The 26,934-nt window shown below is 61.4% G+C and carries 22 protein-coding genes, 1 tRNA gene and 1 pseudogene; 9 read left to right on the top strand and 15 right to left on the bottom strand.

Features of this window, described 5'->3' with window-relative positions; genetic code table 11:
- Positions 1–55: 55 nt before the first annotated feature.
- Complete coding sequence (locus ACFPWW_RS06440; protein ID WP_377311061.1) at positions 56–409, bottom strand: hypothetical protein; 354 nt, start codon at positions 407–409, stop codon at positions 56–58.
- 60 nt (positions 410–469) lie between these two features.
- Positions 470–712 carry a DUF6894 family protein gene (locus ACFPWW_RS06435; protein WP_377311060.1) on the bottom strand — a complete coding sequence of 81 codons (243 nt, stop codon included), beginning with the start codon at positions 710–712 and terminating at the stop codon, positions 470–472.
- A gap of 236 nt (positions 713–948) precedes the next feature.
- On the opposite strand from ACFPWW_RS06435, the gene ACFPWW_RS06430 reads away from it, so the two are divergent.
- Entirely contained in the window at positions 949–2,520 is a 1,572-nt protein-coding gene (locus ACFPWW_RS06430; protein ID WP_377311059.1) for a putative bifunctional diguanylate cyclase/phosphodiesterase, read from the top strand.
- Between the two features lie 6 nt (positions 2,521–2,526).
- Here ACFPWW_RS06430 and ACFPWW_RS06425 read toward each other — a convergent pair whose 3' ends face one another.
- Positions 2,527–4,122 carry an inorganic phosphate transporter gene (locus ACFPWW_RS06425; RefSeq protein ID WP_112753252.1) on the bottom strand — a complete coding sequence of 532 codons (1,596 nt, stop codon included), beginning with the start codon at positions 4,120–4,122 and terminating at the stop codon, positions 2,527–2,529.
- 221 nt (positions 4,123–4,343) lie between these two features.
- Between ACFPWW_RS06425 and ACFPWW_RS06420 the strand changes: the two genes are divergently transcribed.
- Entirely contained in the window at positions 4,344–5,522 is a 1,179-nt protein-coding gene (locus ACFPWW_RS06420; protein ID WP_377311058.1) for an acetate/propionate family kinase, read from the top strand.
- Positions 5,523–5,591: 69 nt separating this feature from the next.
- Positions 5,592–7,979, top strand: coding sequence for a phosphoketolase (locus tag ACFPWW_RS06415; RefSeq protein ID WP_377311057.1), 2,388 nt, complete (start codon positions 5,592–5,594; stop codon positions 7,977–7,979).
- 77 nt (positions 7,980–8,056) lie between these two features.
- Here the strand turns inward: ACFPWW_RS06415 and ACFPWW_RS06410 are convergent, their stop codons facing one another.
- Positions 8,057–8,431 (bottom strand): hypothetical protein, encoded by a 375-nt coding sequence (locus ACFPWW_RS06410; RefSeq protein ID WP_377311055.1) that lies wholly within the window; start codon positions 8,429–8,431, stop codon positions 8,057–8,059.
- Positions 8,432–8,589: 158 nt separating this feature from the next.
- On the opposite strand from ACFPWW_RS06410, the gene ACFPWW_RS06405 reads away from it, so the two are divergent.
- Complete coding sequence (locus tag ACFPWW_RS06405) at positions 8,590–9,492, top strand: LysR family transcriptional regulator (RefSeq protein WP_377311053.1); 903 nt, start codon at positions 8,590–8,592, stop codon at positions 9,490–9,492.
- A gap of 103 nt (positions 9,493–9,595) precedes the next feature.
- Positions 9,596–9,784, top strand: a complete 189-nt coding sequence (locus ACFPWW_RS06400) for a hypothetical protein (protein ID WP_377311051.1) — start codon at positions 9,596–9,598, stop codon at positions 9,782–9,784.
- A gap of 5 nt (positions 9,785–9,789) precedes the next feature.
- Here the strand turns inward: ACFPWW_RS06400 and ACFPWW_RS06395 are convergent, their stop codons facing one another.
- The 4 genes from ACFPWW_RS06395 to mnmA all read right to left on the bottom strand — a co-directional run bounded on the left by ACFPWW_RS06395 (position 9,790) and on the right by mnmA (position 12,073).
- Positions 9,790–10,227: a universal stress protein gene (locus ACFPWW_RS06395; protein ID WP_112564013.1), complete on the bottom strand. Its 438-nt coding sequence runs from the start codon at positions 10,225–10,227 to the stop codon at positions 9,790–9,792.
- A 93-nt stretch (positions 10,228–10,320) separates the two neighbouring features.
- On the bottom strand, positions 10,321–10,572 hold the full coding sequence (locus ACFPWW_RS06390; protein ID WP_112564011.1) for a hypothetical protein: 252 nt from the start codon (positions 10,570–10,572) through the stop codon (positions 10,321–10,323).
- A gap of 90 nt (positions 10,573–10,662) precedes the next feature.
- A tRNA-Met gene (locus ACFPWW_RS06385) sits at positions 10,663–10,739 on the bottom strand.
- Between the two features lie 134 nt (positions 10,740–10,873).
- The gene (mnmA, locus tag ACFPWW_RS06380) at positions 10,874–12,073 is read right to left on the bottom strand and encodes a tRNA 2-thiouridine(34) synthase MnmA (RefSeq protein ID WP_112564009.1); all 1,200 of its coding nucleotides are present in this window, start codon (positions 12,071–12,073) and stop codon (positions 10,874–10,876) included.
- A gap of 265 nt (positions 12,074–12,338) precedes the next feature.
- Between mnmA and ACFPWW_RS06375 the strand changes: the two genes are divergently transcribed.
- Positions 12,339–13,295, top strand: a complete 957-nt coding sequence (locus ACFPWW_RS06375; RefSeq protein WP_112703640.1) for a DMT family transporter — start codon at positions 12,339–12,341, stop codon at positions 13,293–13,295.
- Positions 13,296–13,624: 329 nt separating this feature from the next.
- Here the strand turns inward: ACFPWW_RS06375 and ACFPWW_RS06370 are convergent, their stop codons facing one another.
- Complete coding sequence (locus ACFPWW_RS06370; RefSeq protein ID WP_377311047.1) at positions 13,625–14,749, bottom strand: TDT family transporter; 1,125 nt, start codon at positions 14,747–14,749, stop codon at positions 13,625–13,627.
- Positions 14,750–14,857: 108 nt separating this feature from the next.
- On the opposite strand from ACFPWW_RS06370, the gene ACFPWW_RS06365 reads away from it, so the two are divergent.
- A complete protein-coding gene (locus ACFPWW_RS06365) occupies positions 14,858–15,736 on the top strand; it encodes a LysR family transcriptional regulator (RefSeq protein WP_377311045.1) in 879 nt (292 codons plus the stop codon).
- Here the strand turns inward: ACFPWW_RS06365 and ACFPWW_RS06360 are convergent.
- Entirely contained in the window at positions 15,728–17,809 is a 2,082-nt protein-coding gene (locus ACFPWW_RS06360) for a putative bifunctional diguanylate cyclase/phosphodiesterase (RefSeq protein WP_377311043.1), read from the bottom strand. The two genes, ACFPWW_RS06365 and ACFPWW_RS06360, sit on opposite strands and share 9 nt — an antisense overlap.
- A gap of 272 nt (positions 17,810–18,081) precedes the next feature.
- Between ACFPWW_RS06360 and ACFPWW_RS06355 the strand changes: the two are divergent.
- Positions 18,082–18,293, top strand: a pseudogene (locus tag ACFPWW_RS06355) (hypothetical protein).
- Positions 18,294–18,382: 89 nt separating this feature from the next.
- Here ACFPWW_RS06355 and serA read toward each other — a convergent pair.
- From serA to ACFPWW_RS06340, 3 genes are all read right to left on the bottom strand, one after another.
- On the bottom strand, positions 18,383–19,978 hold the full coding sequence (gene serA / locus ACFPWW_RS06350) for a phosphoglycerate dehydrogenase (protein WP_112753241.1): 1,596 nt from the start codon (positions 19,976–19,978) through the stop codon (positions 18,383–18,385).
- Between the two features lie 84 nt (positions 19,979–20,062).
- Complete coding sequence (locus tag ACFPWW_RS06345; protein WP_112563993.1) at positions 20,063–21,241, bottom strand: phosphoserine transaminase; 1,179 nt, start codon at positions 21,239–21,241, stop codon at positions 20,063–20,065.
- Between the two features lie 286 nt (positions 21,242–21,527).
- Positions 21,528–22,373, bottom strand: coding sequence for an outer membrane protein (locus ACFPWW_RS06340; protein WP_112703644.1), 846 nt, complete (start codon positions 22,371–22,373; stop codon positions 21,528–21,530).
- 322 nt (positions 22,374–22,695) lie between these two features.
- Here ACFPWW_RS06340 and ACFPWW_RS06335 point away from each other — a divergent pair, with 322 nt between their 5' ends.
- Complete coding sequence (locus ACFPWW_RS06335; RefSeq protein ID WP_377311040.1) at positions 22,696–23,310, top strand: class I SAM-dependent DNA methyltransferase; 615 nt, start codon at positions 22,696–22,698, stop codon at positions 23,308–23,310.
- A gap of 59 nt (positions 23,311–23,369) precedes the next feature.
- Here ACFPWW_RS06335 and glmM read toward each other — a convergent pair whose 3' ends face one another.
- Positions 23,370–24,722, bottom strand: a complete 1,353-nt coding sequence (glmM, locus tag ACFPWW_RS06330) for a phosphoglucosamine mutase (RefSeq protein WP_377311038.1) — start codon at positions 24,720–24,722, stop codon at positions 23,370–23,372.
- Positions 24,723–24,964: 242 nt separating this feature from the next.
- Positions 24,965–26,896, bottom strand: coding sequence for an ATP-dependent zinc metalloprotease FtsH (gene ftsH, locus ACFPWW_RS06325; protein ID WP_112563986.1), 1,932 nt, complete (start codon positions 26,894–26,896; stop codon positions 24,965–24,967).
- Between the last annotated feature and the right edge of the window lie 38 nt (positions 26,897–26,934).

The following is a 26,934-nucleotide window of genomic DNA, read 5'->3' as shown; positions in this document are numbered from 1 at the left end:
GATCAAGCCGATGATCGCAGGGCGCCTGCTTGTATGACGGCCATGAAAGGATGGATCAGTGTTTGCTGCCCTTCGGTATGGCCGTGTTGGTGACGGAGACCGGATCGCTGGCCGGAAAAGTGCCTTCCAGTCCCTCGTCCAGCTGTTCTTCCATCGCCTCCTCGTCCCTCACCGACCGCGCACTGCGCCGGGCGGCGGCATGATCGCCCGCGTCGTCTCGGATTTGCGCCGTGGCGAAGCGGCTCATCACTTCCCTCGCCTTTTCGACCGCGTTCAGCCGGTTCAGCTGCTGACCGTGCTCGTTCCTGATCTGCACGGAGACGACTTCGCCGCCATCGCCCACGAACTCGACCGTGAAGCCGCCCTTGCCGCCATAGGCGGGTATGACTTGGGTACCGACAAGTTGCATGAGATCGTCCTCTCTCGTGGGTGGTTCCGGAAAACGGCCTGAACGCTGCATTGGTTCCGCTCAGGACGAATCGATGTAGTCCACTTTCAGCTCCAGCCGCAGGCGCACGATCGCGGACCGATTGCCATTCTGCACCTCGATGCCCAAGGTTCCGCCCGGCCGTTGCGGCAGGCCATCGAGCGCCATTTCGGCAAGCACATGTTTTGCCTCCTCCACCGCGGCGAAGAGATCGGGAAATTCGAAGGGCAGATCCCCCGGGATCATGCCGTCATTGTCCATGGTCTTGAAATAGAAGTGCGACATCTGGCAGCGTCCGTTGCCAAGCCATAAGGCGGGAGCCGGCGAAAGGTTTCAAATCGCCGGTGAAATTCAACGCCCCGTCACCTGTCGGGAAACGTTTTTCCGGGTATCGAATGCAAGCCCGTCCCCGCCAAACCTGCTGCCGCCTGCTGGCATGGCCCCGACAATTCGCCTTCAGGTTTCAATAAACATTTCAGAATTTGATGATATTTCCGCCGCGGGTGGAGATGGAGAAATCGATGCTGGAGTTCTTCAAAAGCAGGGCGGGAAGGCAATGTCTGACGATCGTGGCGCTCGGTGCGGCGCTGTGGATTTCGGGCGCCCTGCTGGATGTCGATAGCTGGCTCGTCACCTTCATGAGCCGCTTCGAGAATTACGGCGCCGACAAGTTTGTGCTCGCCCTCGGCATTGCCGGTGCCATGAGTTTCATCTATTCCGTGCTGCGTATCGCCGACCTTCGCAAGGAAATGCAGCTTCGCGATGCCGCCCAGGCACGCGCCGACTGGACCGCTACCCACGACCACCTGACGAAGCTTCCGAACCGCTACGCCTTCGAACGCAAGATCCTGCCCAGGCCCGCTGACAAGGATGGCACTATTCCCGACGAAGCCAAGGGCAACGTCACGATATTTTCCGTGGATCTCGACGGCTTCAAGAAAGTCAACGACCTCGTCGGTCACAAGGGCGGCGACGTGCTGCTGGTGGAAGTGGCCAAGCGCATCTGCGCGCTCGGCAATGCCGATTGCGTCTACCGCTTCGGCGGGGACGAGTTCATCATCATCGCCCTTGGTCTCACAGCCGCGCGCGAGGAATGGTTTGCCAAGGTGCTGATCCAGGCGGTTACGCGACCCATCCTGATCGACGGTTTCGCCGTCGAGGTCGGCGCCAGCGTGGGCTACGACCGCTGGAGCGAAGGCGCAGAGCCGCTGGACGATGCCGCCCACCGCGCCGACCTTGCCATGTACGAGGCGAAATCGCGCGGCCCCAACCATCAGCTGGTCTTCGAACCATCCATGCAGGACAGGGTGACGGAACGCGCATCGCTGGAGACCAAGCTGCGCGGTGCCATCCAGAACAAGGCCATCAGAACCAATTATCAGCCGCTGATCGATCTCAGGAGCGGCAGGCTTTGCGGCTTCGAAGCGCTGGCCCGGTGGACGGACGAAGACGGCATGAACATTCCGCCCCCGGTCTTCATCGGCATTGCCGAAGAGACGGGCATGATTACCGAACTGTTTGAAGACCTCCTCGCCCAGGCCTGCAGCGATGCGCTCGCCTGGCCAGACGACGTCAGGCTTTCCTTCAACGTGTCGCCCGTGCAGATGGAAGACAAGCTGCTTGCCTCGCGCATCCTCAAAGTGCTCGCGGCAAGCCGCCTGCCGGCCTGGCGGCTGGAAGTTGAAATCACCGAAAACGCACTGATCCAGGATCCGGTGATCGCTGCCCATATTCTCGATGAACTGCACGCGGCAGGCGTGCAGATCGCGCTCGACGATTTCGGCACGGGCTATTCGAGCCTTGCCCAGCTCGCCCGCTATCGCTTCGACAAGATCAAGATCGACAAGAGTTTCATCGCCACCTGCCGGGAAGACGAGAAACAGGAAAAGATCGTCCGCGCCATGCTCGCTCTCGGAAGAAGCCTCAATATCAAGACGACGGCGGAAGGCGTGGAGGAACATGCCCAGCTCGCCTATCTGCTGCAACTCGGCTGCGATATCGGCCAGGGCTATCTCTTCGGCAAGGCGATGCCCGCCGCAGAAGCGGCCACCTTCATCAAAAGCCAGAATGCCAATCTGGCCTCTACAGCTTAACCGACCTCAGAAAACCTGCCGCAGGATCACGAACAGCAGGAAGGCGATCGCAATCGAGGCCGGCAGCGTCAGCACCCAGGCCATGATCATGTTGCGCACGGTGGACCATTGCAGGCCCGAACCGTTTGCCGCCATCGTGCCGGCGACACCCGACGACAGCACATGCGTGGTTGAAACCGGCAGGCCGAGATGGTCTGCCGAGGCGATCGTCACCATGGCAACGACTTCCGCCGCAGCGCCCTGCCCGTAGGTCAGGTGCGTCTTGCCGATCTTTTCGCCAACGGTGACGACGATGCGCTTCCAGCCGACCATGGTGCCGAGGCCGAGAGCGAGCGCCACGGCGACCTTGACCCAGAGCGGAATGAACTTCGTCGCATTGTCGACCGAGGCGTGATAGGCCGTGACCGCCTTCAGGTCATTGGCATCCATCGGCAGCAGCTTCTGCTTGTCGATGAGCTTCAGCGCCTCGCCGATCAGATAGATATCGTTGCGGATGTTGCTGACGAGATTGGTCGGAACGGCCTCCAGCGTCGGGAAGGCGGCTACCTCGGCGCTCGTCTGGTGGATATATTGCTGCAGCGCCGGCGTGGTCGCATCCGTCCAGACCCTGTTCTTGACGGCATTGCCGACCTCAGCCTTGTAATCGGTGACGGTCACGCCCGGTTTCACATATTTGCCGAGCGCCGTTTCGACCTGCGCGGAGGCTGACTTGTAGGCTTCGAGATAGTTGACGTCGGGCGTGCGGTTGAGCGCGAAGGCGGTCGGCACAAGACCGATAAGGATCAGCATGATGAGACCCATGCCCTTCTGACCGTCATTCGAGCCGTGAGCGAAGCTGACGCCGGTGCAGGTGAAGATCAGGATGGCGCGGATCCACAGCGGCGGCGGCTGGTTGCCCTTCGGCTCCTGATAGAGTTCGGGCTTGCGCACGAGGAATTTCAGGACCACCAGGAGAATGGCGGAAAGGCCGAAGCCGATGACTGGCGAGATCAACAGCGACAGGCCGATGCTGGTGGCCTGCGACCAGTCCACGCCGCTGGTGGCAGTGCCGGCCGGCGCCAGGAACTGGTTGGCGAGACCGACGCCGATGATGGAGCCGACCAGCGTGTGCGAACTTGAGGACGGCAGGCCGAGATACCAGGTGCCGAGGTTCCAGATGATCGCCGCGATCAGCAGTGCAAAGACCATGGCAAGACCGGAGCCGGAGCCGACCTGCAGGATGAGCTCGACCGGCAGCAGCGCCAGGATGCCGAAGGCGACGGCGCCTGTCGACGTCAAAACGCCGAGGAAGTTGAAGAAGCCCGACCAGATGACGGCAAATTCCGCCGGCATGGAGCGGGTGTAGATGACGGTTGCCACGGCATTGGCCGTATCGTGGAAACCGTTGACGAACTCGAAGCCGAGCGCGATCAGCAGCGCAAGGCCGAGAAGTATCCAGGGAACGGCAATTGCGGCAGTCAGATCACGGGCGAGGGCATAGGCAACATATCCAAGGCCGCAGACCACAACGAGCCCGAACACCGGCAGGAACCACTTGCCGGTGGAGTTCGAATGCTGCAGCGGATGGGAAACGTCGCCTTGGCTTGGGGCAATGTCAGCCATGGCATAGTTCCTTGTTCCATTTGCAAAATTGCCATTTGTTAATAAATCCCTAGCGTGAAGCTCTCATGACGCGGCCCACGTGCGCCCTCCCTTGGGCGCGCATCGTCCACGGGCCGAAATCGACAACCAAAAATTGCCCGGCGTTTGCGGAAGAGGCTTTCCACCCGGCGCGACGACGCTAAGTTTGTTCATCGTCACGCTTGCCGGGGAGCATCAAGCAAATGCCGTCGACCGACCTTCTCCTGACCTTCAACACCGGCTCCTCGACGGTGAAGATCGGCATCTTTGCAATCGAGGATGCAAAGGTGCGGCGTATCGGAAAGGGCATGATCGACTTCCGCGCCGAGCCCCTCACCTTCAGCATTACGGAAGGCCCGAAGACCTTCGACACGCCGCTCGAGGCCGAGCTCACCGACGATCTGCACGCTGTTATCGACGAAACCTTTGCGTTGCTTTCGCAGCATTTCGATATCGGCGCCGTCCGCGCTGCCGGCCATCGCGTCGTTCATGGCGGCGACCGTTTCATCGAAGCGACAGTGCTCGATGACGCGGCAATCGATGCTGTCGATGCGCTGACACCGCTTGCCCCCCTTCATCAGCCGCAGGCGCTCCGCTTCATCCGCGCACTGAAGCACCTGAAGCCGCATCTGACCCAGACAGCCTCCTTCGATACCGCCTTTCACGCCACTCAGACCGATCTCGTGCGCCGCTTCGCCATCCCTCGCGCGCTCCATGACGGGGGCATCAAGCGCTATGGCTTTCATGGCCTCTCCTACAAGTTCATCGCCGGTGAGGTCGGTCGGAGACTGTCGAGCAAACCTAAAATCGTCGCTGCCCATCTCGGCAGCGGCGCAAGCCTCTGCGCTTTGGAGAAAGGCGCCAGTCGCGATTGCAGCATGGGCTTTTCGACGCTTGACGGCATTCCGATGGCCACGCGACCCGGCTGGCTCGATCCGGGCGTGATCCTGCACCTGCAGCAGCAAAAGAAGCAATCCGTCGATCAGGTGGAAGACATGCTCTACCATCGCTCCGGTCTGCTTGGAGTTTCCGGCATCAATGCCGACAGTCGCGATCTTCTCGAGGACGGCAGTCCGCAAGCCCGCGAGGCGCTCGACCTCTTCACGCTGCGCATTGCCGGCGAGATCGGCCGCATGTCGGTGACGCTCGGCGGGCTCGACGCCATCGTCTTCACGGCCGGCATCGGCGAACACCAGCCGCAGATCCGGACGGCGGTCCTGCAGCACCTGAGCTGGCTCGGTCTTGCGATCGACCAAAGGGCGAATGCCGCCAACGGCTTCACCATCACGACCCCCGCAAGCCGCATAACGGCACATGTCATTGCTACCGACGAGGAACAGGTCATCGCTCAGGAGGCGCTTTCTATTCTTGGCCCTGGCTGATCCAGATCAAATGCGTGCCGGTACCATCAGCTAGAATTGACGTTGAACAAGTTTAAACGGGAGAAATCCATGGAAAAGCATGTCTCGACTCCAGCAATTCTTTCCGACGCCGAACTTATGCTTATCGACCGCTACTGGCGGGCAGCCAACTACCTTTCGGTCGGCCAGATCTATCTCCTGTCCAATCCGCTGCTGCGCCAGCCGCTGATGCCAGACCATATCAAGCCCCGTCTGCTTGGCCATTGGGGCACGACGCCGGGCCTCAACTTCATCTATGCGCATCTGAACCGTGTCATCCGCGCCCGCGATCTCGACATCATCTATATGTGCGGCCCCGGTCACGGCGGCCCCGGCATGGTCGCCAACACCTATCTCGAAGGCATCTACAGCGAGATCTATCCCGATATTGCCCAGACCGAAGACGGCATGCGCAAGCTGTTCCGCCAGTTCTCCTTTCCGGGCGGCATCCCGAGCCATGCCGCGCCGGAAACGCCCGGCTCCATCCACGAGGGCGGCGAACTCGGCTATGCGCTTGTCCATGCCTATGGCGCAGCCTTCGACAATCCCGATCTCGTCGTCGCCTGCGTCATCGGTGACGGCGAGGCCGAAACCGGTCCGCTTGCCGCAAGCTGGCATTCCAACAAGTTCCTGAACCCCGCCCGCGACGGCGCCGTTCTGCCGATCCTGCACCTGAACGGCTACAAGATCGCCAATCCGACCATCCTTGGCCGTGCCAGCGACGAAGATCTGACGCACCTGTTCGAAGGCTACGGTTACGAGCCCTTTTTCGTCGAGGGCCACGAACCGGCAAAGATGCACCAGCAGATGGCGGCGACCTTCGAAACCGTCTTCGACCGCATTCGCGCCATCCAGAAAGAGGCGCGCGACGGCAAGGCGCCGCAGGCCTGCCCGCGCTGGCCGATGATCGTGCTGCGCAGCCCCAAGGGCTGGACCGGACCGAAGGAGGTGGACGGCAAGAAGGTCGAAGGTTTCTGGCGCGCCCATCAGGTGCCGGTTTCCAATTGCCGCGATGACGAGGGGCACAGAAAAATCCTCGAGGACTGGATGCGCAGCTACGGTCCCGAAGAGCTTTTCGACGCCTCCGGCAAACTGAAGCCGGAACTGCGCGCACTCGCGCCCGCAGGCAAGCGCCGCATGGGTGCCAATCCGCACGCCAATGGCGGTCTGCTGCGCAAGGAACTGATGACACCCGATATCCGCGCCTATGAGGTGAAGATCGAGAAGCGCGGCGATGCCATGGTGCAATCCACCGAAATCCTCGGCCGCTACCTGCGCGACACGCTGACGCTCAACGCGGCCAACGCCAACTTCCGCATCTTCGGCCCCGACGAAACGGAATCGAACCGTCTCGGCAGCGTCTTCGAAGTGACCGACCGCGTCTGGATGGAAAGGATCGAACCCTATGACGTCAGCCTCTCCGGCGACGGGCGGGTCATGGAGGTGCTGAGCGAACATCTGTGCCAGGGATGGCTGGAGGGCTACCTGCTGACGGGCAGGCACGGCCTGTTTTCCTGCTACGAGGCCTTCATCCACATCATCGATTCCATGTTCAACCAGCACGCCAAATGGCTGAAGGTCACGCGTGAACTGGAATGGAGGAAGCCGATTTCCTCACTGAACTATCTGCTGACCTCACATGTCTGGCGGCAGGATCACAACGGCTTCTCGCATCAGGACCCCGGTTTCGTCGACCTCGTCGCCAACAAGAAGGCCGATATCGTGCGCATCTACCTGCCGCCGGATGCCAATACGCTGCTCTGGGTCGGCGACCATTGCCTGAAGACCTATGACCGCATCAACGTCATCGTTGCCGGCAAGCAGCCGGAGCCGCAATGGCTGACGATGGACGAGGCGGTAAGACATTGCGAGGCCGGCATCGGCATCTGGCATTGGGCAAGTCATGAGGACGACACGGTGGCGCCCGATATCGTCATGGCCTGCGCCGGCGACGTGCCGACCATGGAGACGCTCGCCGCGGTCGATCTTCTGCACCGGCATATTCCGCAACTGAAGATCCGCACGGTCAACGTGGTCGACCTGCTCGCCCTGCAATCGAAGGACCAGCATCCGCACGGCCTGACGGACGAGAATTTCGATGCGATCTTCACCACGGAAAGGCCGGTCGTTTTCGCCTATCACGGCTATCCCTACCTCATCCACCGGCTGACCTATAAGCGCACCAACCATCGCAACATCCACGTGCGCGGCTTCATCGAGGAAGGCACGACCACCACGCCTTTCGACATGACGGTGCTCAACGAACTCGACCGCTTCCACCTCGCCATCGAGGCGATCGAACGGGTTCCCGGCCTGAAGGAAAAAGTGCCTGAAGTGCTGGAGAGCCTGAAGGCCAAGCTCGTCGAACATCATGCCTATGTCCGCGAATATGGCGAGGACATGCCTGAAGTGCGCAACTGGAAATGGCCGGCGCCCTGAGCCGAGGGCAGACGAAACGAAAAGGGCCGCGTGGAAGCCGCGCGGCCCTTCCCCAGCCGTGATGCAGGATCACGATATTACTGTGCGCTCGGCGCGGGCGCGCCCGTCGGGCCGCTGGCGCCGCCGGCAGGCGCCGGCTCTGCCGCTGCCGGCGGCTTGATCGAGCCGGTTGCCGGATTGTTGTCGAGCGTGCCCTGGCCCGAGGGCTGGGCATTGATCGGGTCCGAAGTCGTGGACGCGGTCGAAGCCGGTTCGTTGCTCGTGCCCGGCCAGATGGCAAAGCTTGCCGCAGCGATCAGAATGACCAGAATGCCGGCTGCCAGCATGCCCCAGAGCGAGACGCTGCGCCGCTCATCGGCGAGCGTCTTTTCCTCCTGGTAAGATGCCTGCCCGAGCGGCATGCCTGTATTCTCATCCACAATCCGGTTCTTGTCGTCACCATATTGGGTCATCGCTTGATCCTCCAATCTGTAACGGAGAAACAAAATTGGCGGCAAGATGTTCCATTGAAGCGGTTTTTCGGATCTATCCGCAAAGCGACAACCCTCCGCTTTCTTGACCAGGTCGCATTTCGTCAGCATCATCCATGACATCAAATCAGGAGTAATCCATGGCATTCGACGGCCGCCTGCTTTCCGGTGTCAGCACGCTTGCCGCCGTGGTCGAAAGCGGCAGCTTCGTCAAGGCGGCCGATGCGCTCGGTCTTTCAGCCTCCGGCGTCAGCCGGGCCATATCGAGGCTGGAGGCACGTGTCGGCGTACGCCTGCTCGACCGCACCACCCGTTCGGTGCGGCTGACGGATGAAGGCGCCCGCTTCTACCAGCAGGTCGCACCGCATCTTGACGGCATCGAGGAAGCCGCGATGCTCGCGTCAGGCGCTTCGCAGACCGTCCGTGGCCGCCTGCGCGTCGATGTCGATCCGATCTTTTCCCGCATGGTCCTCGCACCGCATCTCAAGCAATTCATGATCCGCTATCCGGGGCTGGAGCTCGAATTGATAACCCGCGACCTGATGAGCGATCTCGTCGCCGACGGCATCGATATTGCCATCCGCTTCGGCCAGCAGCCGAGTTCCTCGCGCATCGCCCGCAAGCTGATGGAAACCCGCGTCCTGACGGTCGCAGCGCCGGCCTATCTCGCCGAACACGGCACGCCGAAGACACCTGCCGATATTGCCGGCCACTCCTGCATCCAGTTCCGGGATCCGCTGACCGGACGGACGTTCGAATGGGAATTGCACAGAGGCAGGAAGATCGTGTCGCTTAGCGCGCGCGGGCCGCTTCTGATGAGCGACCCAGGCACCATGCTGGACGCCTGCCTTGCAGGCGCCGGCATCGCCCAGGTGCTCGCGCTCAGCGTCAAGGATCTTCTGGCCGAGGGGCGCCTTGTCGAACTCTATCCCGATTGGCCGGGCGAGACCTTTCCGCTCTATGCCATCCACCCCTCCCGGCATCATGTGCCGGCCAAGGTCAATGCCTTCATCGAATTCTGCCTCGAACGCATCGGCCACTAGATGACGATCTTCGAAAGTTGGTGACAACCTTGCCGCCCACGTTCCGGATTTGCCGGGACCTGGGTTATGAATTCCCCGACCGGAAACACCGCCGAGGAAAGCCATGAAGGGTTTTGCAGCCAACCTGACCGCCTCCCGACTGGAGGAGATGCTTGCCTTCTACATGACGCCGGAGGCAAGCAGCCGCAACGAAACCGACCGCGTCGAAAGGGAAAATGGCGCGCCTCCGGCAAAGGTGGCCGATCATGCTGCCGAGCGCGGAATGCCCCTTGCCGCGCTGGCGGAAAACTGAGCCGGTTACTTTACCACCAGAACCGGGATGCCAGCCTCGGAAAGGACCTCGGAGGTCTGGCTGCCAAGCATGAGCCGCGAGATCCCGCGGCGGCCGTGCGAGGAGATGACGATCAGGCCGCAGCCCCGTTCCGCAGCCGTTTCCAGAATGGCTGCCGCCGGCGAAAGGTTTACCTTGCTGACAAAGTCGGCGACAACCCCGGCATTCCTGGCCTTCTCGCCGACGATCTTTTCCAGATCCTCGATCTCTTTGCGGCGGCCCTCGTTATAGCTGTCGATCGCCTCGGCCTGCACGACCCCCTGCAGCGCAAAGCCGGTCAGCGGCACGATGACGCTGACGACCGTCACCGGAAGGTTGAGCGCCCTGGCAAGCGCAAGACCGTGGTCGACACCCCGGGCGGCAAGGTCCGAACCGTCGGTGGGCAGCAATATGCGATTGTACATGGGAGATCCGTTCTGCTGGCTGAATTCAGATGGAAGGAATTCAGCCGCAATCGTAATCCCGCGCCTTGACGCAGGTCAATCTTGGCGCCGCGCTCAATCCCAGAGGAAATCCTGGCTTTCGATGCGGGAGGCAAGCTTCAGCGTTCCGTCGGGTTGCACGACATAACGCTCGAACTGCCGATAACCGAATTCACCGAGGAAAGTGTGCTTTATCACCGTGCCGGGCTTGTAAGGCGAGTGAATAACCTTGCCGCCATAGGTCAGGCTGCCCGGGACCGGCTGGTCCTGCGTCGTCGTGCTGCAGCCGGCGGCAAGAAGAAGCGCTGCGACAACGGCGTATTTCATCGTGGGGTCCCCGGATAGCAAAGCGTCCTGCGACAAAGTTATATCGCTTGCGCGGGTGGTGCGCACTTACTGATTTACTTTTCGGAAATATGGTAGCGGAGGAGGGATTTGAACCCCCGACACAAGGATTATGATTCCTCTGCTCTGACCTACTGAGCTACTCCGCCACTGGTCAAACGACACCGTTCGCGAAGCGCTTCCGGTTCGTGGGATGTGCGGCTTATAAGGTGCGCTTCCGCTTTGTGTCAAGCACATGATGGAGAAAAACGGTGGGCTTTCCGCAGCACCGTTTTTCGCCCTTTCAGGCCATGGCGTGAGTGGAAAGCAGCGCCTTCAGGGAGGCTTCCGCTGCCGGCTCGCGCTCGGACCGCTCGATGAAGCCGCCGCCGAAGACGCGGGCGTCGTCGCCGGGAGCCGAGTAGAGCGCGCAGGCCTGGCCGGGCGCAATACCCGCTTCGCCCACCGTCAGGTCGACATAGATGCCGCTCGCATCGGCATGCAGCACGGCAGGCGCCGGCGCGCGGGTGGAGCGGACCTTGGCGTAGCAGGCAAAACCCTCGCCCGAGGCTGCGACCTGAAGCGGCTCGTCGCCAAGCCAGTTGACGTCGCGCAGATAGACGCGGTGCGTCTCCAGCGCCTCCTTGGGGCCGACGATGACGCGGCGCGAGCGAGCGTCGAGATAGACGACATAGAGCGGCTCGCCGGTCGCAATGCCGATGCCGCGCCGCTGGCCGATCGTGTAATGCAGGATGCCCTCGTGCTGGCCGAGGATGCGGCCGTCGAGATGCACGATGTCGCCGGCCAGAGCCGAATTCGGCTTCAGCTTGGTGATGATATCGGAATATTTGCCCTGCGGCACGAAGCAGATGTCCTGGCTGTCGGCCTTCTTGGCGACGACGAGACCCATCTCCTCGGCCAGCCGGCGGGTCTCCGACTTCGGCAGACCACCGAGCGGGAAGCGCAGATAGTCGATCTGCTCCTGTGTCGTGGCAAAAAGGAAATAGCTCTGGTCGCGGTCGGCATCGGCCGGGCGATAGAGCGCGCGGCGGCCGGGATTGCCGGAAGACGGATTGGGGCGCGAACGGATATAGTGGCCGGTTGCCAGCGCATCGGCGCCAAGCTCCTTCGCAGTCGCCAGAAGATCGGCGAATTTGACCGTCTGGTTGCAGGCAACGCAGGGGATCGGCGTCTCGCCGGCGACATAACTTTCCGCAAACGGATTGATGACGGTTTCACGGAACCGCTTCTCGTAATCGAGCACATAATGGGGAATGCCGAGCGTTTCGCAGACACGGCGCGCATCGTCGATATCCTGGCCCGCGCAGCAGGAACCGGCGCGATGAACAGCCGCGCCATGATCGTAAAGCTGCAGCGTGATGCCGAGCACATCATATCCCTGGCGTTTGAGAAGCCCGGCCACGACGGAGCTGTCAACGCCGCCCGACATGGCGACGACGACACGGGTGTCTTCCGGCTGCTTGTCAAAATCCAGTGTGTTCACGAGTGCTGCCAAATTCTGTGCTGTTTCGATCCGCCTTCCTGATCGCGAAATATGGCGGATTTCCTGTATTTCCGGCGGGATCGGCCGCCAGCTTGCATGGGCGACGGATATAGAAACTATTGCGTCTGCGCGCAAGGCCCGGCGTTCCGGCCTTTCCGGCAACGTCATGCGCGGGTCATGCATTGCAGCTATTCGCAATCGACCTTTGATAGGCCGCATTTCATCCCATAGATGAAACAACCCACCTTCTAAAAGATTCGGATAAATGACAGCCGCCTCCACCACGCTTCGTGGCGTCCTCGTCGCATTTGCGGCCTATGCCGTCTTTGCCTTCAGCGATGCATCCATCAAGGCCCTGCACGGCACGGTTCCCTCCTTCCAGGTCGCGTTCACGGGTGCGATCCTCAGCCTTGCCGCCCTGCCGTTCATCAAGGGACCGGGCGATTCCTGGCTGGATATTTTCAGAACGACGAACCGGCCGCTCTGGCTGGTGCGCTTCGCGGCCGGCGCAACCGGCGCAATCGCCTCGATCATCACCTTCACCAAATTGCCGATGGCGGAAGCCTTCTGCCTGCTCTTCTTGCTGCCGTCCTTCGTTACCATCCTCTCGGTGATCTTCCTGAAGGAGGATGTGCGCTGGCAGCGCTGGGCAGCCGTCATCGTCGGCTTCCTCGGAGTGCTCGTGGTTTTGAGGCCCGGTTTCCGCGAATTGTCCGTCGGCCATCTGGCGGCGACCATCGGTGCGATCGCGGCTGCCGTCGCCATCGTCATCCTGCGCAAGCTCGGCCCGGCCGAGAAGCGCCTTTCGCTTTATGGCGCCTCGCTGCTCGGCACCCTGATCGTCAGCGGCCTTCTCATGCTGTCGCAGATGGTTGCACCGACGCCGCAGCAATGGCTGTTCCTTGCAAGCTACGGCCTGCTCGGTGCAGCGGGCAACGTGATGCTGATGACCGCCGCGCGGCTTGCCCCGGCAACGCTCGTCGCAACGCCGCAATACAGCCAGATGATCTGGGCGATCGCTTTCGGCTACCTCTTCTTCAACGACAGCGTCGATCTGCCGATGGCCCTGGGTATCGTGCTCATCATCTGCTCGGGCCTGTTGACCTTGATCCGCGAGCGCAAGCGCCATGTGCCCCTGCCTGCGGCCGTCGCTTCAGGTGATGCCCAGTCGCCGATTGCCACGACCCCGGTCGAAGGCGAGGCCGCCGCGCCGACACGATAGTGCGTTTGGTCGCCAGGCACCCGGAAGCCGCCATGCGATCACATTCAGGCCGCGCCGCGACCTGCGAAAAGGGAGCACCAAAAAAGGCGCAACCGAAGCTGCGCCTTGAAGCAAAGAGGTGGATGTTGCTGGCTCAGGTGCCGATCAGTTTGTTGCAGGCAAGCGCGATGCCCGGATTGGCGATGATGGCAGTCACGATCGCCAGCCCGATCATCGAAAGCGTGTAGCGTTTCATGTGCATCCTCCTTTTCCAGCCCGCCGGAAGTATGCAATGCCGACCGGCATTATCAAAATAACGAATGATTGAAGCCAGTGTGCAGGCCGGCCCTTCAGTTCTCCAGGCTGGGATCGACGAAGAGCGATCCGTTATAGGCGCCGCAACTCGTGCGGATGGCAACGATGATCCAGATTGCGGCGAGCACGGCGGCCAGAACCTCCCCGAATAGCGTGAGCGCCGGCAGCGGGAAGATACCGGCAAGCCGCAGCGTCACAACGGCATAGACGCCGATCGGGAAAGTATAACCCCACCAGCCGAGATTGAAGGGCAGCCCCTGCCGCAGCTGGTTGACGGTGATAGCGACCGCCAGGCCAAGCCACCAGAGACCGTAACCCCACAACAGGACCGCGCCCAGCAGAGCCGCACCGGAAATTGCCGGGGCCAGCGCATCGAGGCCACCGGCTGCAAGAGCCTGCCGGCCATTCACGGAAAACAGGACAAGACCCAGTGCCCCAGTGCCGATGGGACCGAGCGCCAGGAAGCTCGTCGCTGCCATGCTGGCCGGCGGCAGCTTGTGCAAAGCCATGCGCAGGAAGAGGATGACGAGAATACCGAGCGCCAGCGGCACCGAACAGGACCAGAGCACGAAGCTCGCAAAGAGCACAGGAAGCCGCGCGCCCCCGGCAAGATGCGGCAGCAGCAGCGCGCCGCTGGCAGCGGCGACCTCGGAGGCCACGACCGGCAGAAGCCACACGGCGCTCATATGCTCGATGGCATGCTGCTGTCGCGTGAACATGACCAACGGAACGGCAAGCCCCGCCACGACCGCCAGCGCCGAATCCAGCCACCACAATTGCGCGGCGGCAGGAACAGCTGCACTGCCGAACAAATCCGGGCCGAAGATCAGCAGGCCGTTGACGATGGTGGCAAGCCCCATGGGAATGCACCCGAAGAACATCGAGACGACGGGATGGTCAAAAGCCCTGAGCGCAACGCCGGGATGCAGCACCCACTTTGCGGCATACAGGCAGGTCAGCACCGCAAACAAGCCGATATTCGCAAGCCACAGCGCCTCACCTGCCGCGTGCAGCGCCGGCGAAGCGGGGAACTGCCCGAGGCAGACGGCAAGGATGCCGGTTCCCATCGTCGTTGCAAACCAGTTCGGCGTGAAATGGCGCAGAGCCCGCGCCCGCGGGCGAACGGTCGGCACGGAGGGAGAAAATTGGAGAGCGGTCATGACGAATTCCTTTCGTTGACCGTTTTCCTATCTCTGCTAAATAATCGATTCCAACGATTTATATTTGTAATTTTGTTCGATAAAATCGAATGATTTCTGGAGGCCGGCATGACACTGGAACAGCTGAGAATATTCGCTGAGGTGGCGGCGCGGCAGCACATTACCAAGGCGTCCGACCACCTGAACATGACCCAATCAGCCGTCAGCGCGGCAATTACCGCGTTGGAGACCCGCCACGGCATTACCCTCTTCGACCGCGTCGGCCGCTCGATCGTGCTCAACCGGACCGGCCAGCTGTTTCTGAAGGAAGCCCAGGCCGTACTTGCCAGCGCAAAGGCGGCTGAGGCTGCGCTGATGGATCTCTCCGGCCTCATGCATGGCGAACTCTCGCTGATGGCAAGCCAGACGATCGGCGGTTATTGGCTCTCGCCGCGGCTCGCAGCGTTCCGGCGGAACTATCCGGGGATCGAACTCGCCGTTCGCATCGGCAATACGGCCGAAGTGTCGAACGCCGTTGCCAACGGCGAGGTGGAGGTGGGCCTCATCGAGTGGCCGAATGACCGGCGCGGCCTTTCGGCAAGGCAGGTGGCAATGGACGAGATGATCGTCGTCGTTGCCCCCAGCCACCCCTGGGCGGACGGCAAGGCGCGCGGTCCGGCTGATTTTCCCCAGACGCAATGGGTTCTGCGCGAACGGGGCTCCGGCACCCGCCTTGCCTTCGAAAGCCTTCTGCACAAGGCCGGCCTTGATATCGAAGCGCTCGACGTGGCGATGGTGCTGCCGGAGAACGAGCCGCTCGTCGGCGTCGTCGAAGCCGGAATCGGCGCGACGCTGATGTCGCGCAGCGTCATTGCCATGAAGCTGGAAACCGGTCTTTTGGCCGAGGTGAATATGCCACCCCTGCCCCGGCCCTTCTTCCTGCTGCGCCATGAGGAGCGCTATCGCAGCAAGGCAGCCGATGCTTTCGATGCGATGATTTCAGGCTGACGCCTTCTTCTGCTGGCGACCGTAGATCAATGCTTCCGCCTCATGCTGCGGCATGGGCTTGCCGAGCAGAAATCCCTGCACCTCGCCAAAGCCTTCCGCCCGCAGCTTCTGCAGTTGCTCCTCGGTCTCGATGCCCTCGGCGAGCGTCACCGCGTTGAAACCGGAGCCGATGCCGGCCACGGCCCGCACGATGGCAAGGTTGCCGGGGTCCGTCTCGATGCCGGACACGAAGCTGCGGTCGAGCTTGATCTTGTCGAAAGCGAAGGCACGCAGATAGCTGAGCGAGGAATAGCCCGTGCCAAAATCGTCGATGGCAATGCGCACCCCGAGTTCCTTCAGCGCCCGCAGCAGCGGCAGGCTCTGCGCGACATCGGTCAAAAAGACGGATTCGGTGATTTCGATTTCCAGCCGCTCGGGGCGCAGACCCGCCTCGTCGAGTGCCGAGACAACGCTGGAAAGCAGGCTCGCATGGCGGAACTGGCTGACAGACAGATTGACCGCGATCTTCACATGGTCCGGCCAGGAAGCGGCCGCACGGCAGGCCTCCCGCAACACCCAGTCGCCGATCGGAACGATCAGCCCCGTTTCTTCCGCCAGCGGAATGAATTCCATCGGCGGCACAAGACCGCGCAGCGGATGCCGCCAGCGGATCAGCGCCTCGAAACCGCCGATGTCATCATCATCGAGCTGGATGATCGGCTGGTAGTAAAGCTCGAACTGGCCATGTTCGAGCGCATCGCGCAATTCGCCGGTCAGATGGTGCCGGCGTTCGGCCTCGAGCCGCATCGCCGGCTCGTAGAACCGGTAGGTCGAGCGGCCGCTTTCCTTGGCGGCATAGAGCGCAAGGTCGGCATGGCGCATCAGCACCTCCGCTTCGCCGGCATCGACAGGTGCCAGCGCAATGCCGATACTGCAGGTGACATGCTCTCGCGTGCCATCGAGATCAAAGGCCCTGGCAAGCGATTTGAGCAGCAGATCGGCAAAACGCTCGGCTCGGTCGGGTTCGACGAGCTGCAGCACGACGGCGAATTCATCGCCGCCGAGACGCGCCACGAGATCGCCCTCGTCGGCAAGAGCCAGCAAACGCTCCGCCACCTGGCAGAGAAGCGCATCGCCGGCGGCATGGCCCTTGCTGTCGTTGATTGTCTTGAAATGATCGACGTCGATATAGAGCAGCGCTACCGGCTTTTCGACGGAAGCAGTGATGGCCTGCTTGCGGATATGCTTGGAAAAGGCGGCGCGGTTCGGCAGGCGCGTGAGCGAGTCGTGCATGGCAAGATGCGCAAGCTTTGCCTCCACCGCGCGCTCTTCCGTCACGTCGTGGGAGATGCCCAGCAGATAGCGCGGCTCCTTGCCCTCGGGCGCTGGCAGGGCACGCTTGACAGTGCGCAGGATCCGCTTGCCGCCGTCAGCCCGCTCCATCGTTTCCTCGAAGCTGATCGTCGCACCGGTGGCGAATGCCTCGTGATCCTGTTTACGGAAGATCGCGGTCTGCTCGAGCGGGAAGAAGTCCCGGTCCGTCCTTCCAACCACGTCGCCGGCATCAAAGCCCATGATCTCGCCACAGGCCTCGTTCAGCAGAATATAGCGGCCATCCTCGCCCATATCCTTCACGAAGACGCCGACCGGCAGGTTATCGACGATGCTGTCGAGCAGGGAACGCGTATCGGTGATCTGGCGCTGTGCGGCATTCACCTCGGTCCGGTCCTGCACGATCGCCAGGATGGCATTCCTTCCTTCGAAACGCACTTCCCGTCCGTATGTCAGAACTTCGATGGTCTCGCCATTGGCCTTCAGATGCGTCCAGCGCTCGGCCTTCTCCATGTCGGAACGATCATGAACGGCGCTGAGCATCCGCTCCCGCTCGGCTGCCGGGCGGATATCGAGCACGGTCATGCGCTGATAGTCCTGCGGGCTGTAGCCGTAGAGCGTGAGCGCCGCATCGTTGACGATCAGGAAGCGTAGCGTATCGGGATCGTAGACCCACATCGGGGAAGGATGCGTCGCAAACAGCGAACGGAAATCGTCGACAAGGGCTTCGGGCTGCCCGGATATCGTCTGAAACGAGGCCATTGAGAAATTCACGCGGAACTGAAACCAATATGGAAAGTGGTATAGCCGAGAAAGCTAAATAAAATCACAATCATAAGAGGCCCAAACTTTGGGCGGCCGCCTGTAAAATAAGCAGCGGACGTTTCAAAACTCAGCCAATTCGCGATACAGTTGAAAGTTCTGCCGACCGCCACCCCAAGGTTCGAACACATAGCTGATTGTCAGGTGGAACCAATTCATTTCCAAAGAGTTATTTCCAGCTGAAAATACAACCCATCTGCAGGGAGGCAACGATGGGCACCTCCGCAATGACAAACCACGACAAGATCCGGAAATGGATCGAAGCACGCGGCGGCCATCCCGCCCGGATGAAAAGCGGCCTGGTCGGAGTCGAGTTAGGCAGGAAACCTCTGTCGAGAATATTTCCTGGGACGAATTCTTCAGGGTTTTCGACGCGAGCAGAGACAGTTTCCTGCATCACGACACGGATACGACCCGCCACTGATCACGGGCCACGGACGGTGCAGCTGGACCAAATAAAAAACCGGCACGGAGACCGGGCCGGTTTTTCATGTCTTTCCTTGGGAGGAAAACTCAATCGACGTTGAAGGTCAGCGGCTTGGCCTGCCGGATCGCCGGATGGGCCGTCAGCTTGCCCAGAACGACATCGTCCACGGCTGCATCCACATAGAGAAGAGCGATGGCGTCACCGCCCTGCTTGTCACGGCCGAGCTGGAAGTTGGCGATGTTGACGCCGGCCGCGCCAAGCGTCGTGCCGATAAAGCCGACCATGCCGGGGACGTCGGTATTGGCGATATAGATCATATGGCTGCCGACATCGGCGTCGAGGTTGATGCCCTTGATCTGGATGAAACGCGGCTTGCCGTCGGAGAAGACCGTTCCGGCAACCGAGCGCGTCATGGATTCCGTCGTCACCGTCAGCTTGATATAACCGTCGAAGACACCCGACTTGTCGCGCTTGACCTCGGAGAGGATGATGCCCTTTTCCTTGATCATGATCGGTGCCGAAACCATGTTGACGTCGGCCACCTGCGAGCGGATCAGGCCGGCAAGAACCGCCGAGGTCAGCGCCCGCGTATTCATGCTGGCGGTTACGCCGTCATAAAGGATTTCGATTTCCTTGATCGGCTCTTCCGTGACTTGGCCGACGAAGGCGCCGAGAACATCGGCGAGCTTGATGAACGGCTTCAGGATCGGCGCTTCCTCCGCCGTGATCGACGGCATGTTGATGGCGTTCGAAACCGCACCCTTGACGAGGTAATCGGCCATCTGCTCGGCAACCTGCAGGGCGACGTTCTCCTGCGCTTCCGTGGTCGATGCGCCCAGATGCGGCGTGCAGACGACGTTCGGCAGGCCGAAGAGCGGGCTTTCCTTGGCAGGCTCGACTTCAAACACGTCGAAAGCCGCACCGGCGACATGGCCGGACTTGATGGCATCGGCAAGGGCTGCCTCATCAACGAGACCGCCGCGGGCGCAATTGATGATGCGAACGCCGGGCTTGGTCTTGGCAAGCGCTTCCCTGTTCAGGATACCGCGCGTCTTGTCCGTCATCGGCACATGCAGCGTGATGAAATCGGCCAGGGCGAGCAGCTCGTCGAGCTCGACCTTGGTGACGCCCATCTCCTCGGCGCGCTCCTTGGAAAGGAACGGGTCATAGGCAACGACATGCATCTTCAGGCCGATGGCGCGGGCGCACACGATGGAGCCGATATTGCCGGCGCCGATGACGCCCAGCGTCTTGCCGGTGATTTCGACACCCATGAATTTCGACTTTTCCCACTTGCCGGCCTGCGTGGAGAGATCGGCTGCCGGAAGCTGGCGGGCAACGGCAAACATCAGGGCGATCGCATGTTCGGCTGTCGTGATCGAGTTGCCGAAGGGCGTGTTCATGACGATGATACCGCGACGCGAGGCGGCCGGGATATCGACATTGTCGACGCCGATACCGGCGCGGCCGACGACCTTGAGGTTCTTGGCGGCTTCGATGATCTTTTCCGTCACCTTGGTGGCAGAACGGATGGCAAGGCCGTCATAATTGCCGATGACTTCGAACAGCTTGTCCTTGTCCTTGCCGAGCTGCGGCTGGAAATCGACTTCGACGCCGCGATCGCGGAAGATCTGGACGGCGGTTTCCGACAGTTCGTCGGATACGAGAACGCGAGGTGCCATGCGGGCCTCCTTCAAAGAGTTCAGCGATAAACTTGAATCGGGAATGCGAGGCTCCGCCATCAGGCGGAGCCGGATGCGATCACATCAGGCAGCAGCCTGGGAAAGCGCAGCCTTCTGCGTTGCGAAGGCCCAGGACAGCCAGGGCATCAGCTTCTGCATGTCGGCGGTCTCGATCGTCGCACCTGCCCAGATGCGCAGGCCGGACGGCGCGTCGCGATAAGCGCCGATATCAAAGGCAACGCCTTCCTTTTCGAGGAGAGCGACGAGGCCCTTGGCAAAATTCGCCTGGCCATCGGCATCGAGAGCTGCAACATCCTTGTCGACGATCTTCAGGCAGATCGACGTGTTGGATTCGATCTCCGGCTTGACGGCGAGGTTGGCGATCCAGTCGTTTGCAGCGACGAAATCGGCAATCACCTTGGCATTGGCATCGGCGCGACCGATCAGCGCCTTGAGCCCGCCGAGCTGCTTGGCCCAGAGAAGCGCATCGATATAATCCTCGACGCAAAGCATCGACGGCGTGTTGATCGTCTCGCCCTGGAAGATGCCCTCGATCAGCTTTCCGCCCGACGTCAGGCGGAAGATCTTCGGCAGCGGCCAGGCCGGCTGGTAGGAAACCAGCCGCTCGACGGCACGCGGCGACAGGATGAGGATGCCATGCGCGCCTTCGCCGCCCAGAACCTTCTGCCAGGAGAAGGTGACGACATCGAGCTTGGCGAAATCGAGGTTCTGCGCGAAGGCGGCAGAGGTTGCATCGCAGATCGTCAGGCCCTTGCGGTCGGCAGGGATGAAATCGGCGTTGGGAACGCGCACGCCAGAGGTCGTGCCGTTCCAGGTGAAGACCACGTCACGGTCGAAATCGACGGTGGAAAGGTCCGGAAGCTCGCCGTAGCCGGCTTCGATCTTGCGAACGTCCTTGAGCTTCAGCTGCTTGACGACGTCAGTGACCCAGCCTGCACCGAAGCTTTCCCAGGCGACCATATCGACGCCGCGCTCGCCGAGCAGCGACCACAGCGCCATCTCGACAGCACCGGTATCGGAAGCCGGTACGATGCCGATGCGGTAATCCGCAGGCACTTCCAGGATTTCGCGGGTAAGATCGATCGCCTGCTTCAGCTTGGCCTTGCCGACCTTCGCACGGTGCGAACGGCCAAGGGCCGCGTCGGAAAGAGCTTCGAGCGTCCAACCAGGACGTTTCGCGCAGGGGCCAGAAGAAAAATGGGTGTTTTGCGGACGCACGTCCGGCTTTGCGGTATTCGCCATATTGCTACCCTTCCAGATAGATGGCTCCTCGTTGGGGAGGAGTGTCCCGCCGCCGTGTTTATGGGCGAAGCCCGTCATAGTCAAGCGGGTGATGTCGTTTCTGGAAGCTATTTTGCCGCAGCGGCGATCACGTTTTCAGTCAGGTCCCGCTGGTTTCATGGACCAGCGCAGATCCGCGCCCGCCCCTTCGGCGCGGGGGCATCCTGGCAGTGGCCTCAGGAATCATCCGCCAAAACAGAAAGCCGCCCTCTACGGACGGCTTTCGATTATCCTTGAAGCTCTGGGCTTACTTATAGACCGGCTGCTGCAGCGGAATTTCCGGCGGCTCGTAGGCGACCGGCTGTGCGCATCCGCCGAACAGGTAGCGGGCGCCGACGCGAGCTTCGTGGACATTGACGCCACGGTCGCGGCCCGGACCGCCGTTTTCGTTGTAGCCGAACATGTTCCCGCCATCGATATGCAGGTAACGGTAGCCGACGTCGGCCTTGACGTTGCAGGTCACGTCGATCGAAGCGCCGGCCATGAGGGCGTAGCTGAACCGCCAACCGCCGCGACCGCCATGGACGACCTCGTCATCGCAACCGCTGCCGTCATCGGCGCAGGCGACGTTGCGGAGGTCCTTCCACTTGACGTAGGAACCACCGATACCGGCGCCGACGTAAGGCGTGAAGTAGGCATAGGTGCCGAGATCGACGTAGGCGTTGGCGAGAAGCGTGTAGGCCGTCATCGACGATACGTCGCGCGAAGTACATGCGACAACGCAGGCACCGAAGGCAGCGCCGCCGCCCGTTGTCGAACCGTGGAAGTCAGACTTGGCGAGATAGTCGAAGGTCAAATCGGTGCGCAGATAGCTGTTGATCTGATAGCCGACACCGCCGCCGAGGGTCCAGGTATCGTCCAGATCCGCACTGTCGAAATCGGCTTCGAGAGCATTGCTGCCCTGGAAGAACTTCGCGCCGCGCAGGTCGGTAAAGGCATAGCCGACATCGCCGCGCAGATACCAGCCGGTGGCTTCGCTGACGGCGACTTCCGGCGGCTGTTCCGGCACGGGCTCGACCGGAGCAAGATCGGCAGAATATGCATTCGACGCGACCAGCAGCGCGGCGAAAATACCGGACAAAGTTCGTTTCATGGATTCACCCCAGTCGGTTGCGTCGGCGCGCAGTGGCCGCCAAAACGGATACGCTTTTTATGGATAATGAATCGGAAACGTTAAAAGCTGCTTAACCATAAGAAGTAATTCGCATATTCGCAGCGGAACATGTTTCAGAAAAGTAAATGCGCGCGCCCCTCCCGTTTTGACTTCCAAGATCGGCAACCGGACAAATAAAAGGGACGCTAATTTCACGGCAGCAGACAAAGAGAGCGGAAAGAGAGGCAAACCGCATCACACGCATGGTCTTTGAGCCGCGGACCGCTTAAGAAGGCTAATATTTTCAATGTCGGATCAGCATATGCAGAACAGCAGCAGCCAGGCCGCCGATAACATTACCGAGCTCTACGAGCGGCATGCCAAAATCTGGGATGCGAGCCGCGGCAAGACGCTTTTTGAGCGCAGCTGGCTGGATCGCTTCACCGCACTGATCCCGCAAGGCGGCGCGATTCTCGATATCGGCTGCGGGTCCGGCGAGCCCCTCGCGCGCCATTTCATCGAAAGCGGCTATGCGCTGACCGGCATCGATTCCTCACCCAGCCTGATCGACATGTGCCGAACGCGTTTCCCGAATGCCAGCTGGCAGGTCGCAGACATGCGCCGCCTCTCGTCTGGCAGAAGTTTCGATGGGCTGATTGCCTGGGACAGCTTCTTCCATCTGACAGCGGAAGATCAGCGGCGCATGTTCCCGTTGTTCCGTGCCCATTCGAAGCCGGGAACGGCGCTGATGTTCACCAGCGGTCCGGCCCATGGTGAAGCCATGGGCGTCTTCGTCGGCGAGCCGCTTTATCACAGCAGCCTCGGCGCGGACGAATACCGTGCCCTGCTGCAGGATCACGGTTTTGCAGTTGTCGCTCACAAAGCCGAAGACCCGACCTGCGGCAACCACACGGTCTGGCTCGCCCAACACCGATAGAGCCACCAATGAAAAAGCCGGCGCGAGGGCCGGCTTTTTCAATCTCTTTTGCGGCGCTTTCAGGCTGCGCTGCGGACGCTCGAAATCGTGCCGATCAGATCGTTGACGATACGCTCGATCTGAGCACGGTCGTCGCCCTCGGCCATGACGCGGATCAGGGGCTCGGTACCGGACGGGCGGATAACGAGGCGGCCGTTCTTGGAAAGCTCGGCTTCCGCATCGGCAATCGCCTTGACCACCTGCAGGTCTTCCAACGGCTTGCCGCCCGCGATGCGGACATTGCGCAGAAGCTGCGGCACCGGCTCGAAGCGGCGGCAGACTTCGCTGACCGTCTTGCCCGTGCGCTTGACGGCGGCAAGGATCTGCAGCGCCGCCACCAGACCGTCGCCGGTCGTGCCATAGTCCGAAAGCACGATATGGCCGGACTGCTCGCCACCGACATTGTAATTGTGCTGGCGCATGTGTTCGACGACATAGCGGTCGCCGACCTTCGTGCGCGCAAGGCCGAGGCCCTTGTCCTCGAGGAAACGCTCAAGGCCGAGGTTGGACATGACGGTCGCGACGATGCCGTTGCCGCGCAGCTGCTGGCTCTCGGCCCAGCTCTCGGCGATGACGGCCATCAGCTGATCACCATCGACGATCGAACCGTTCTCATCGACGATGATGACGCGGTCTGCATCGCCATCGAGGGCAATGCCGATATCGGCGCGCACCTCATCGACCTTCTTCTGCAGGGCGACGGGGCTGGTGGAGCCGCAATTCAGATTGATGTTCGTACCGTTCGGATCGTTGCCGATCGTCACCACGTCGGCGCCGAGCTCCCAGAGCACGGCGGGTGCCACCTTGTAGGCTGCACCGTTGGCGCAATCGACTGCGACGCGCAGGCCCTGCAAGGTCACGTCACGCGGCAAGGTGCGTTTGACGTGCTCGAGATAACGGTAGATATCGCCGTCGACGCGCTTGGCGCGTCCGATTTCCTCAGCCTTGGCAAGCTGTCCCGACAGGTCCTTCTCGAGCAGGTCTTCGATCTGCGCCTCGATATCGTCGGAGAGCTTGTAACCATCGGGGCCGAAAAGCTTGATACCGTTGTCCTGGAACGGATTGTGCGAAGCCGAAATCATCACGCCGATATCGCATCTGAGCGAACGGGTCAGCATGGCAACGGCCGGCGTCGGAATAGGCCCGAGCAGGAACACGTCCAACCCGGCCGCGGTAAAACCTGCCACCAGGGCATTCTCCAGCATGTATCCCGAAAGGCGCGTATCCTTGCCGATCACCACGCGATGGCGATGGGCGCCGTTGCGAAAGATCGTGCCTGCAGCGATGCCGACCCGCATGGCAAGGTCCGGCGTCATGGGGAAGATGTTGGCCTCGCCACGGATGCCGTCCGTCCCAAAATAACGTCTTTTCATATGCACTCCTGCGCTTTCCGCGCGTCGTAGAAGCTTACGCATTTCTCAACCAGGAATCCGTCGTCAAGATTGGTGCTGCGCCTGAAACCTTGATTCAGACCTGTCTTCAGTCAGCGGAATGCCACAAAACCGCGCAACCGGCACGTAAATTACCAAGAAAACCGATTATATCCTGTTACTAATATTAAAAGGGCCGGATTCCCTGTGGAAATCCGGCCCTTTAGGAGAAATCCCCTTTTATTTCAGTGGGGCTGCGGTTCCAGCCCGCCCTCGGGTTCGTCACCCTTGGAAGCAGGGCGCACACCGGCCTTCGGCACGGCCGAGCCACGGCTCGGAGGCGAATCATCGCCAAGGTCGCGCGCAGGCTTTTCCCCACGGATCAGCGCCTTGATCTCTTCGCCGGTCAGCGTTTCGTATTCGAGCAGCCCCTCGGCAAGGGCGACGAACTCGTCGTGCTTTTCGGTCAGGATGTCCCTGGCCTGCTGATAGGCCTGGTCGATCAGGCGGCGCACCTCGTTGTCGATCTTCTGCGCGGTGGCTTCCGAAACGTTCTTCGACTGCGAAACCGAATGACCGAGGAAGACTTCCTGCTGGTTTTCGCCATAGGCAACTTGCCCGAGTTCGTCGGAGAAGCCCCATTGAGTGACCATCGCACGGGCAAGCTTGGTCGCCTGCTCGATATCGGACGAAGCACCCGACGTGATGTTCTCCTTGCCGAAGGTCAGTTCTTCGGCAACGCGGCCGCCCATCATGATGCACAGGCGCGAGATCATCCACTTGTAGCTCATCGAGTAACGGTCGCCCTCGGGGAGCTGCATGACCATGCCGAGTGCGCGGCCGCGCGGAATGATCGTTGCCTTGTGCAGCGGATCGGCGACGGCGACGTTCAGCGCGGTGATGGCGTGACCGGCCTCGTGATAGGCCGTGAGCTTCTTCTCCGCCTCGGTCATGGCCGAAGAGCGGCGCTCCGCACCCATCATGATCTTGTCCTTGGCGTCTTCGAATTCCTGCATGGTGACGACGCGCTTGTTGCGGCGGGCGGCCATGAGGGCAGCTTCGTTGACGAGGTTCATCAGATCGGCACCGGAGAAACCGGGCGTGCCGCGAGCCAGGACCTTGAGATCGACATTCGGCGCCAGCGGAACGTTGCGGGCATGAACCTTGAGGATGCGCTCGCGGCCGACGATATCGGGGTTGGGAACCACGACCTGCCGGTCGAAACGGCCCGGACGCAACAGCGCCGGATCGAGAACGTCGGGACGGTTGGTCGCGGCGATCAGGATGATGCCTTCATTGGCTTCGAAGCCGTCCATCTCGACGAGGAGCTGGTTCAGCGTCTGTTCGCGTTCATCGTTACCGCCGCCGAGACCGGCGCCACGATGGCGGCCGACGGCGTCGATTTCGTCGATGAAAATGATGCAGGGCGCATTCTTCTTGGCCTGCTCGAACATGTCGCGCACGCGGCTTGCACCGACGCCGACGAACATTTCGACGAAGTCCGAACCGGAAATGGTGAAGAACGGTACGTTGGCTTCGCCGGCAACCGAGCGGGCAAGGAGCGTCTTGCCGGTACCGGGAGGGCCGACGAGCAGCACGCCGCGCGGGATCTTGCCGCCGAGGCGCTGGAACTTCTGCGGGTCGCGCAGGAACTCGACGATTTCTTCGAGATCCTGCTTGGCCTCGTCCACACCGGCAACGTCGTCAAAGGTGACGCGGCCATGCGCCTCGGTCAGAAGCTTGGCCTTGGATTTGCCAAAACCCATCGCTCCGCGGGAACCGCCCTGCATCTGGCGCATGAAGAACAGCCAGACGCCAAGGATCAGCAGCATCGGCAGCAGCGTTCCGAGATAGCTGAGGAAGCCGGAAGAACCATCGGTTTCCGGACGCGCAGTGACGGCAACATTCTTGGACTGCAGGCGATCGAGCAGACTGTCGTCGATCACGGGCGAATAGGTCTGGAACGTATTGTTGTTCTCCAGATAGGTTCCGGTCAGCCTGTTGCCGGTGACCACGACATCCTTCACCCGGCCCGCGTCGACCTCACGCAGGAACTGCGAATAAGGGATTTCACGCGAACCCGTCTGCGCCGGAGCCGTCTGGAACATACTGAAGAGGGCGATCAGCAGAAGCGCTATGATCGCCCACAAGGCGAAATTACGTAAGTTAGGGTTCATCGAACTCCCCAGCACTGGACGGTCGCCTCATGGCGGCC

The sequence above is a fragment of the Rhizobium sp. GCM10022189 genome (assembly GCF_042656325.1).
GTDB lineage: Bacteria > Pseudomonadota > Alphaproteobacteria > Rhizobiales > Rhizobiaceae > Rhizobium.
The sequence above is the reverse complement of the archived record's forward strand: the minus strand, read 5'-3'. Positions and strand labels throughout refer to the sequence as shown.